The sequence below is a fragment of the Micromonospora sp. NPDC049580 genome (assembly GCF_040675595.1).
Taxonomy (GTDB): domain Bacteria; phylum Actinomycetota; class Actinomycetes; order Mycobacteriales; family Micromonosporaceae; genus Micromonospora.
The window spans coordinates 1-9,193 of record NZ_JBFAPG010000245.1 but is presented as its reverse complement, the minus strand read 5'-3'; the positions used below and the strand labels follow the sequence as shown (position 1 = coordinate 9,193).

9 protein-coding genes are annotated in these 9,193 nt (G+C 71.8%); 4 read left to right on the top strand and 5 right to left on the bottom strand.

Translation table 11 applies throughout. The features are described 5' to 3' along the window. Both AB0J68_RS19540 and AB0J68_RS19535 read left to right on the top strand, forming a co-directional pair. On the top strand, positions 1-1,390 hold a 1,390-nt coding region (locus tag AB0J68_RS19540), incomplete at its 5' end, for a PQQ-dependent sugar dehydrogenase (RefSeq protein ID WP_363939766.1). A 101-nt stretch (positions 1,391-1,491) separates the two neighbouring features. Continuing rightward, on the top strand, positions 1,492-1,962 hold the full coding sequence (locus tag AB0J68_RS19535) for a molybdenum cofactor biosysynthesis protein (protein ID WP_354860665.1): 471 nt from the start codon (positions 1,492-1,494) through the stop codon (positions 1,960-1,962). 24 nt (positions 1,963-1,986) lie between these two features. Here the strand turns inward: AB0J68_RS19535 and AB0J68_RS19530 are convergent, their stop codons facing one another. Next, positions 1,987-2,364, bottom strand: coding sequence for a nuclear transport factor 2 family protein (locus AB0J68_RS19530; RefSeq protein ID WP_354860666.1), 378 nt, complete (start codon positions 2,362-2,364; stop codon positions 1,987-1,989). 190 nt (positions 2,365-2,554) lie between these two features. On the opposite strand from AB0J68_RS19530, the gene AB0J68_RS19525 reads away from it, so the two are divergent. Further along, the gene (locus AB0J68_RS19525) at positions 2,555-4,099 is read left to right on the top strand and encodes a SpoIIE family protein phosphatase (protein ID WP_363939764.1); all 1,545 of its coding nucleotides are present in this window, start codon (positions 2,555-2,557) and stop codon (positions 4,097-4,099) included. Between the two features lie 10 nt (positions 4,100-4,109). Here AB0J68_RS19525 and AB0J68_RS19520 read toward each other — a convergent pair whose 3' ends face one another. From AB0J68_RS19520 to AB0J68_RS19510, 3 genes are all read right to left on the bottom strand, one after another. Next, positions 4,110-4,505: an ATP-binding protein gene (locus tag AB0J68_RS19520; protein ID WP_354860669.1), complete on the bottom strand. Its 396-nt coding sequence runs from the start codon at positions 4,503-4,505 to the stop codon at positions 4,110-4,112. A 29-nt stretch (positions 4,506-4,534) separates the two neighbouring features. Then, positions 4,535-4,867 (bottom strand): STAS domain-containing protein, encoded by a 333-nt coding sequence (locus AB0J68_RS19515; RefSeq protein ID WP_354860671.1) that lies wholly within the window; start codon positions 4,865-4,867, stop codon positions 4,535-4,537. A 253-nt stretch (positions 4,868-5,120) separates the two neighbouring features. After that, positions 5,121-5,453, bottom strand: a complete 333-nt coding sequence (locus AB0J68_RS19510; protein ID WP_354860672.1) for a nuclear transport factor 2 family protein — start codon at positions 5,451-5,453, stop codon at positions 5,121-5,123. Positions 5,454-5,632: 179 nt separating this feature from the next. Between AB0J68_RS19510 and AB0J68_RS19505 the strand changes: the two genes are divergently transcribed. After that, the gene (locus tag AB0J68_RS19505; protein ID WP_354860673.1) at positions 5,633-6,019 is read left to right on the top strand and encodes a DUF2267 domain-containing protein; all 387 of its coding nucleotides are present in this window, start codon (positions 5,633-5,635) and stop codon (positions 6,017-6,019) included. Between the two features lie 87 nt (positions 6,020-6,106). Here the strand turns inward: AB0J68_RS19505 and AB0J68_RS19500 are convergent, their stop codons facing one another. Next, positions 6,107-8,818 carry a PA14 domain-containing protein gene (locus AB0J68_RS19500; RefSeq protein WP_363939761.1) on the bottom strand — a complete coding sequence of 904 codons (2,712 nt, stop codon included), beginning with the start codon at positions 8,816-8,818 and terminating at the stop codon, positions 6,107-6,109. Between the last annotated feature and the right edge of the window lie 375 nt (positions 8,819-9,193).

The window sequence follows — 9,193 nt, the reverse complement described above, 5'->3', positions numbered from 1 at the left end:
CGGCGGCCTGGGCGTCCGCAACACCGACCCGCAGAACCTGGGCCTGCCGCACGGCAAGCTGCTGCGCATCGACCCGCGAGGCGCCAACTCGGCCAACGGCCGGTACGGCATTCCCGCCGACAACCCGTTCGTCGGGCAGGCCGGCGCGCTCGGCGAGATCTACGCCGTGGGCTTCCGCGACCCGCACCGGTTCAGCTGGGACCGGGCGACCGGCCGGATGTACCTCGGGCACATCGGTGAGCACGCCATCGAGGCGATCTACGAGGTCCGCGCCGGCGACAACTTCGGCTGGAGCGAGCGCGAGGGCTCCTTCGTCTTCGACAAGACGGCCACCAACCCCTGCGACCGGCTGTTCCCGCTGCCCGCCGACGATGAGCGCTACGGCTACACGTACCCCGTCGCCGCGTACGACCACGACCCCGCCGCGGACTGGAACTGCACCGCGGACGTCGGCGTCGCGGTGGCCGGCGGGTTCGTCTACCGCGGACACGCGGTCCCCGCGCTACGCGGCAAGTACGTCTTCGGCGACCTCGTCGACGGCCGGGTGCTCTACACCGAGGCGAACGAGATGCGCCGCGGTCACGGCCTCGCACCGATCCACCAGCTCGCGCTCTTCGACGCCGCGGGTGGCCCGGTGCGGATGCGGGACCTCTCCGGACCGGGCGCCCCCGGCGACCCCAACCGGGTCGACCTGCGCTTCGGCACCGACGCCGCCGGCGAGCTGTACCTCGTCGCCAAGGCCAACGGCACGATCTGGAAGGTGACCGGCACGAGGGAGTTCGCCAGCGGCGACGTCGGCGACACCACGCTGCGCCACACCTCGGGCGCCGCGAACTGGGCGCCGGTGACGCCCGCGAAGTGGCAGTTCACCCGCGACCAGGTCATCCTCGCCGAGGCCGGCGAGAGCCGGCCGGGCCCGCGCCGGCCCTTCGAGTACGCCGTGCTGACCGCCGGCCCGGCGTGGTCGTCGGTCCTCCTCGACGCTCGGGTACGACTCGACACGCCGGTGGAGGTCAGCAACCGCGACGTGATCATCGTCTTCGGCTGGCGCTCGGACACCGAGTTCTACTACGCCCACCTCTCCACCGACAACACGATCTATCCGCACAACGGCATCTTCAAGGTCAACAACGCCGACCGGGAGCGCATCGACCACCAGTGGAACGGCCGCTCCCGTGGCGCCAACCCGGCGATCACCGACGCCGACTGGCACCGGGTACGCCTCGTGCACCTGCCGGCCACCGGCGAGATCGCCGTCTACGTCGACGGGCACCGGGACCCGCTGCTGACCGCGAAGGACACCACCTTCGGATCGGGGCGGGTGGGCTTCGGCTCGTTCGACAACGTCGGCCGACTGCGCAACCTCACCGTCACCGGCACACCGGCCTGAGACCCGCCGGGGACGGCGGCCTTTCGTGCGGTCGTCCCCGGCGCTGCACCCCGTCGGTCGAGCCGGCCCGCAGGGCACGTCCGGTTCGTAGAATCCGTGCCATGCCGCAGATCGTCGAGTTGCTGGCCTCGCCCGTGCACCGCTTTCGGGGCCGGCCCTCCGACGGCCCGGCGCCGGCCCCGCCCGGCGAGCTGGTCGACACCGTTGCGCTCCGCGCCGGCCTCGGCATCGTCGGCGACCGCTACTTCGGCAAGCCGGCGCACCGCGACGCCAGCGTGACCGTGATCGCCCAGGAGTCCCTGCCGGCCGGCATCGGCCTGGCGCAGGTCCGGCGCAACATCCTCACCGCAGGCATCGCCGTGGACGAGCTGATCGGCCGGGTCCTGATCCTGGACTCCGGCGACGGCCCGGTCAGCCTGCGGGTGAACCGGGCGGCCCGCCCGTGCGCCTGGATGGACGTCACGGTCGGTCCGGGCGCCTGGAAGGCGCTGCGCACCACGGGCGGCATCCGCTGCACCCCGCTCAACGACGGTCTGCTGCGCGTCGGCCCGATCGACGCCACCGTGAGCTGAAGCGGGACAGCCCGGCCCGGCGGGTCAGACCGGGCTGATGTGTGCGGCGAGGATCCGCCAGCCGTGCGGGTCGTCGTGGATCCAGGTCCGGGTGTAGCGCAGGCGCGCGGCGAACGGCTCGCCGTTGAACACCCCGGCCACCCGGCCCAGGAAGAACGTCACACCGGTCCGTCCGACGACGAGCAGGTCCAGTTCCTCCTCGATCAGCTCCTCGATCACCGAGGTCCGGTCCCGGTGCGCGGCCAGGTCCTCGGCCTTGCCGTGCTGGCGGCCGTCGGGGCCGATCGCGATGAGCTGGTCGACCAGCAACTGATCGAGGGCCGCGACGTCACCGGCGCGCTGCGCGGCCTGCAGGGTGCGTTCGGCGTCGAGCAGCTCCGCCTCGCGTTCGCTGTCCGGCATGGCCGTCCTCCTGGTCTCCTCCGTCCGACGCCACCGTCCGGACTGACCGCATTGTGGCAGTCGGCACGCCTCGACGGGGGCGCATCGGCGCGGCGGCGCGTCTCGTCCCACCGTGGGCCCACCCGGCCGGAATGCCACCTCGATGCGCCGGCTGTGTGCCGTTCGCCGGTCGGTGACTAGGCTTCGTGCCATGGCGGACCACGGTGGTCCCGGCGCGCACGCCGCCGAAGCGACGTGGCCGGTCGAGGCGGTCGTCCGGGAGATCCTTGCGGTCGTCCCGGCCGGGTGTACGTGGCTGTTGCCCGTGCCCGACGACCACCGGGCGGTCGCCGACTTCCGGATCGCGGCCACCAGCGGCCAGAGCCACGACATCTACGGTCGGGGCGTGGACCGGGTGGGCGCCCGGCTCAGCGAGCTGTACCCCAGCATGGTCGGCGGACCCCTCTGGCAGCTGTACCAGCAGGTGCTCGCCACCGGTTCGTCCGGCCGCCTGGCCGACTTCCGGTACGTGGAGAAACGCACCGGCGTCGTCGCCGACTCGCTGTTCGACGTCCACGTGCACCGCGTTCTCGGCGGTCTGCTGGTGTCCTGGCAGCGCCTCGACGAGGACCGCCGGCGGATGGACCGTACCGAGCTGCTGGGCAACCTCGGCTGGGCGGAGTACGACCTGGCCAGCGGGGTCAGCCAGTGGTCACCCGGGATGTACCGCATCTTCGAGCGTGATCCGGCGCTCGGCCCGATGTCGCGCGCCGAGCAGGCAGCCGCCCTGCTCCCCGACGACTACATGCTGCGCGAGACGGCGTGGCAGACGCTGGACAGCGGTGCCTCCTCGGACGTGACGGTCCGGTTCCAGGCGGCGGGCGCGGTCCGGTACCTGCGGATCCTCTCCGACGTCTCCCGCGACGCGAACGGCGCACCGCTGAAGATCCACGCTGTGGTGCAGGACGTGACCGCCCGGGTGGACTCCCGGACCGCCATCGAGCGACTCAGTGACCAGTTGCGGACGCGGGAGATGACCGCCCTCGCCGAGCACCGACTGGCCGGGCAGTTGCAGAACCTCATCCAGCCGGTGCCCCGCGACCCGTTTCCGCTGGCCGGCCTGGAGGCGGTGGTCAACTACCTGCCGGCCGAGAGCGCCGCGCGGGTCGGCGGGGACTGGTACCACGCGCAGTCCCTGCCGGACGGAAAGGTCGTGCTCGCCGTCGGCGACGTCACCGGTCACGGGCTGGACGCGGCGAGCGGAATGGCGCACCTGCGCTTCGCCCTGGTGGCCTGGCTGTCGATCGGCATCCGGGACCCGTCGGTGCTGCTGGGGCACCTCAACCGGCTCTGCGGGCAGCTCTCGATCACCGGAACCGCCGTGGTCGCGGTGTACGACCCGGCCACCCGGGTGCTCTGCTGGGGCCGCGCCGGGCACACGGTGCCGCTGCTGTCCCGCGCCGGCGAGACCAAGCCGCTCGACCGCCCCCCGGGTCTGCTGCTGGGCGCCGGTGATGACGCGGTGTACCCGGTGCTCTCCCCGCGCCTGAGCCCCGGCGACCTCGTGCTGTTCTACACCGACGGCCTCATCGAGCGACGCGCGCCCGAGCAGGACCGGTTGCCGCAGGTGCGCGCGACCCTCTCGGCGCTCACCGCGACGCCGGGGGAGCAGCCCCTCGCCCGGCTGCGTGACCTGCTCAACCATCCCAACCCGGACGACGACACGTGCACCCTGGCCGTGCGCGTGCTGCCCTGAGCCGCCCCGCTCACAGCGCCAGCCGGATCCGGACCACGGTGCCCTCACTGGCGGCCAGCACGGCCACCTCGTCGCAGATCTGCTCGACGATGGCCAGCCCGCGACCCCGTACCGCGTCGGCGGCCGGCATGGCCCGGCCGAACGCCCGCGCCGGGCCCTGGTCGACGACGTCGCAGAACAACTGGTCACCCTCGGCCCAGAGTCGGACGCGGCCACCGTCGGCGGTGTGCTGCAACGTGTTCGTGGCCAGCTCGCTGACCGCCAGCGCCAGCAGCTCCACCCGCTCGGCCGACAGGCCCCGGGCGATGGCGCCGGAGCAGACGAACGCGCGCAGCGCCCGCAGGTCGGTCGCCACCTCGTACGCCATGGTGTCCGTCCGCAGGGCTGGCGAGGGCTGCTCGGTCACGCCGCGGGTCTCCCGCCGGTCGGCCGCCATCAGCCCGCCAGCCGCGAGTCGTCGGCGGGTGGGCGCAGCAGGTTGCCGATGCCGGTGATGTCGAGGACTGTCGCGACCGGGCCGGCGGCGTTCACGGCGTACAGATGTCGGCCGTTCGCGCGTGCCTCCTGATGGGCGGTCACCAGGCCGTGCAGGCCGGTGGAGTCGAGGAACCGCAGCCCGCCGACGTCGACCACCACCACCGGCGCGGCGCGTACCGCCGCGGACAGCACGGCCGTCAGCTCAGCCTGGGCGGCCAGGTCACACTCACCCGTCAGCGTGACCACGATCCGCCCGGGTGTCGTGGACGTGCGGGCCTCGAAGTGCGCCATCAGACAGCAGCACCCTTCCTCGTAGCGTCAGCTGTTGTCGGCACATCATGTCATCCGTCGGCCGACCGACCACGTCGTCCGTTCGGCGGGTGATCACCATAAGCCGTTCCGGTCCGCTTCCGAGGCCCGACGACGGGACGCGGAGCGTCGGGCGCGGGTCGGCGATTCGCCCTTCGAGGAGGTCAGGGCGTCGCCTCGAACGCGACGGACCCGTGGCACGACGTCTCCTCCTGGCGGGCGACTCGCGTGGACGCTACGGGCGGATGTCCAGGGCGCCGATCAGGTCGTCGCGCAGGGTGAACCGGTACCGCAGCTCGATCGGGCTGCCCGGAAACTCGCCCGACACCCGTGCGATGACCAGGTACGAGTCGCCCGCCTGGGGCGTCACCCGCAGCGGTTCGGCGGTGTACGAGGAGGCCGCCATCGTCCGCTGCGCCCAGGAGCGGATCGACGGCCGGTCCTCGTACAACCGGTCCTCGTCGGCCACGCTCGCGGTGTCCGCGAAGCAGGCGACCAAGGCGTCGAGGTCGCCGTCGCGGACGGCCCGGAAGTACCTGTCGATCACGTCGGGCAGGTCGACCGCCATCTGCTCCTCCTGCGGCACGGGCCGCCGCCGGGCGGCCGGCGTGAACCCGGTCCGATCTCACCGTACGAGACGGGGCTGGCCGGGCGCGGGGCAACCGACAGAAGCGACCTCGGCGCGCCCGGGTTTGCCGCCGGTGGGCCGGGGTAGCCACGCGTCTCGGCAACGGAAAGGGCGGGACCATGGCCGATCTGGGATTCGTCGACAAGGTCGCGGCGCGGGCGGGCATCCCGCCCGCGCAGGCACGCCCGCTGACCGAGGCCGTGCTGCGGACGCTCACCGAGCGCCTCAGCGGTGGCGAGGCCGCCGCGCTCGCTCCCCACCTGGCCGTCGAGCTGAGCCCACTGCTGGTCAAGGCCGCCGAGCCGCCGGAAGCGTTCGGGTACGACGAGTTCCTGCGCCGCGTGGCCGACCGCGCCGGGACCGACCGGCCCGGGGCCGAACGGGGAGTACGGGCGGTTCTGCAGACCATGCACCGGGTGGTCGGGCACCGCGAGTTCTCCGACGCCCTGTCCCAACTCCCGGCGGACCTGCGCGCACTGGCCCAACCCCTGCCGCAGGGTCCCTGACCGAAGCCGTGTCCCGTCGGGCTGGCCGACCGACGGTCGGCGCGGAGCGCGGTCTGACCGGCCGGCCAGACCGCGCCCCGACGGGTGTCAGCCGGCGGTGACCACCCACTTCTGGTGTGCGCCACCGACGTACGTGCCGATCTGGATCTGGGTGCCGTCGGCGGTGCCGCCCCCGGCGGCCTGCAACACCTTGCCCGACTGCGGGTTGCGGATCGACCCGTCGGACTGCGGTTGCCACACCTGCGAGCCGGTGCCGTTGCAGGTCCACAACTGCACCTTGGTGCCGTCGGCGGTACCGGCGTTGTCCACGTCCAGGCACTTGCCGCCGATGCCGGTGATGCTGCCCGCGCCGCTGGCGGCGCTGCCGTACACCTCCAACTCGTAGATGCGCGCCGCGGTGTCGCTGGTGCTGGTCGGCGCGGTGACGGCCAACCGGACGTAACGGGCACCGGGCGCGGTGAGGTCGTGCGTCGTGGTGCTCGCCGTGTTGCCGGTCACCGTGGCCCGGGTGGTCCAGCTCGTGCCGTCGGGGCTGGACGCGATCGTGAAGTCCCGGGTGTTCCAGGCGGTGTCCTCACCACCGGCGCCGGCATGCTTGACCACCACCCGGTTCACCGCGTAGCTGCCCCCCAGGTCCACCTGGAGGTACTTCGACGTGCCCTTCGAGCACCACTTGTCGCTGTTTCCGCCGGTGACGCTGCCGTTGACGGCCTTGGCCGGCCCCTCGGTCGTCGAGCAGGAGCTGTCCGCGGTGGCCGGCTTGTTGAGCGCCAGGTTGGTCCCGCCGCTCGGCGGGGTGACGCCCGGGATGGCGTTGAGCGTGTACCACGCCTCGGTGCTCCACAACGACTGCCCGCTGGTCGAGGTGAACGGGCGCGGTGACCGCAGGTAGACCACCCGGCCGGCCTTGCGGCCGTCGACGGTCAGGCTGACCTTCCTGCCGTCCGCCGAGAGGGTGGCCCCGCTGACGGTCAACGTCTCCTCGTCGATCTTCGGGCCGCCGTAGTTGGACGTCGGCTCGTACCGCCACTGCTTGACCTTGTAGTGGGCGGCCAGGTTGGCGGCGGTCTCCGCCGAGACCGGCTGGGTGTACTCCACCTCGAAACCGGCGGTGGTGGCCCGCATGGCCAGCATCTCGAAGGTGCTGGTGCTGTTCGGGGTGAGCTTCTGCAACCCGTACGTCAGCTTGCCGGTCTGCCCCCAGTTGCCGCCCGCGCCGAGCCCGCCGACGTAGATCGCGCCGTCCGGACCGAGGTTGACCTCGGAGACGCCCGCCTCCAGACCCTGGGTGAGCCGGAACAGCGCACCCTGATACTCGCCGTTGACCTTCTCCACCGACGCGCGCTGGAGGCCGCCGTAGGTGACGTCACCGATCACGAACTGCCCGGCGTAGCGCCCGGTGGTGAGGTAGAGCGGCGTGCTGGGGGAGTTGGCGATCTCGTTCTGCGGCATCCAGAGCACCGGCGGGGTGACCGGGTTGGCGTCGAACGGGCCCGCCGGGGTCATGTAGTGGTTGAAGAAGCGACCCTGCTTGATGTGCACCAGCTTCGACGACGGCAGCCAGCCGCCCTGGTTGTCGGTGACGAAGATGCCGCCCTCCGGGCCCCAGCCGATGCCGTGCGGCGTCCGCAGGCCGCCGGCGATGTAGCTGACCGCGCCGGTGTCCTTGTTGACCTTGATGGTGGTTCCCCGGTTGGCGGCGGGCTGCGGCACCGTGGTCGCGCCGCCATAGTCGATCGACACCGACAGGTTCACGTAGAAGGAACCGTCCTGGTAGAGCAGACCGAACGCGAACTCGTGGAACTTGCCGCCGTACGGCCAGGTGGCGACGGTGTCGAGGCGGTCGGCCACCTCGTCTCCGGTGGTGTCCACGAGCCGGGTGAGCCGCTGCTTCTCCGACACGTAGACCACGCCGTCGACGACCTTGAGCCCCATCGGCTCCTTGAGGCCGCCGGCGATCTTCTTGGTGGTCACCGACCCGGGACCGGTCGCGCCGCCGGTGTTGCCCATGATGTACACCTCGCCGTCCTGGGAGGTGCCGGACTGGTCGCTGCCACCCCAGGTGCTGATGACCAGCCGGCCGTCGGCCAGCCAGTCCATCCCGGTGACCTTCGGCTGGAAGCCCGAGGGTCGCAGGTTCGTGAGCGTGTAGCCGGGGTGCACGCCGGTGAGCGGCAACCCGTCGCCAGGGGAGTCGGTGACGCCCTCGCACTCCTTGCGCCCCGGTGCGGTCACCCGTACGACTCCGGCGTCGGTGCTCAGCGCCGAGGTCGGTACGACCACGAAGGACGACGAGCCGGGCGTCCGCCACTCCAGCGTGATCTGCTGGCCACCGGCGCGCTCGAAGTGGTCGATGCGCAGTGGGTGCAGCCCGGCGGCGAGGGTGACGGCGCCCTCCTTGGGTGGGGTGGCGCCGTGCAGGCCGTCGTGGTTGATCACGATGGTGTTGTCGATCGTCAGCTTGGACCCGTCGTCGCTGCTGAGCCGGAAGGTGTAGCTCCCGGCCTGGGTGATCGTGATGTTGCCGAGCACCTGCGAGACGAAGTTGTCGTCGAAGCCGAAGTCGGCCGGCGACGTCCAGTTGATCGTGGACATCAGCTTGTCCACGTTCGGGGTCTGCGCGGGCTTGAGCGTGCAGATTTCGGAGAGCGGCACCTGGACGTCGTAGACGCGCAGAGTGACGCCCGGTTCCTGCTCGGGGGCGGCGTCGGCCGGGTCGGCCCAGAAGCCGACCGCGAGGACGAGCGCGAGCGCGCCCAGGACGGGACTGCGGAATCGGCGCAGCAGCGGTGTGCCCATCGTTCCTCCACAGAGGATAGGAATGACCGACGGCCGGCGTGCAGAGATGGTGAGGCGGTGGCCGCCGGCCCGGTCCGTAACGTCCTCGACGCCGACGAGTGACGCTCCGGAAACACCGGGTTGATGGGTCGAGACATTAAGGGGTTTCGATAGGGCTGTCCATGCCTTTGCATCGATACATCAAAAGTTCCCGATGTTCGTGCGAAAGATCGCGGCACTGGTCACTGGATGTCGGAAATGCGCCAGCGCCGTACGGCGTTTCAGGTCCCGGCCAGGGGGTGGGTGCTCCGGGCGGTACACCCGGCCGCCGATGGTCGTTGCTGGGCAGAAGGCGGACCGCGCCCCGGCCCGGGGGGTCACGTCGGTGCGCCTCAG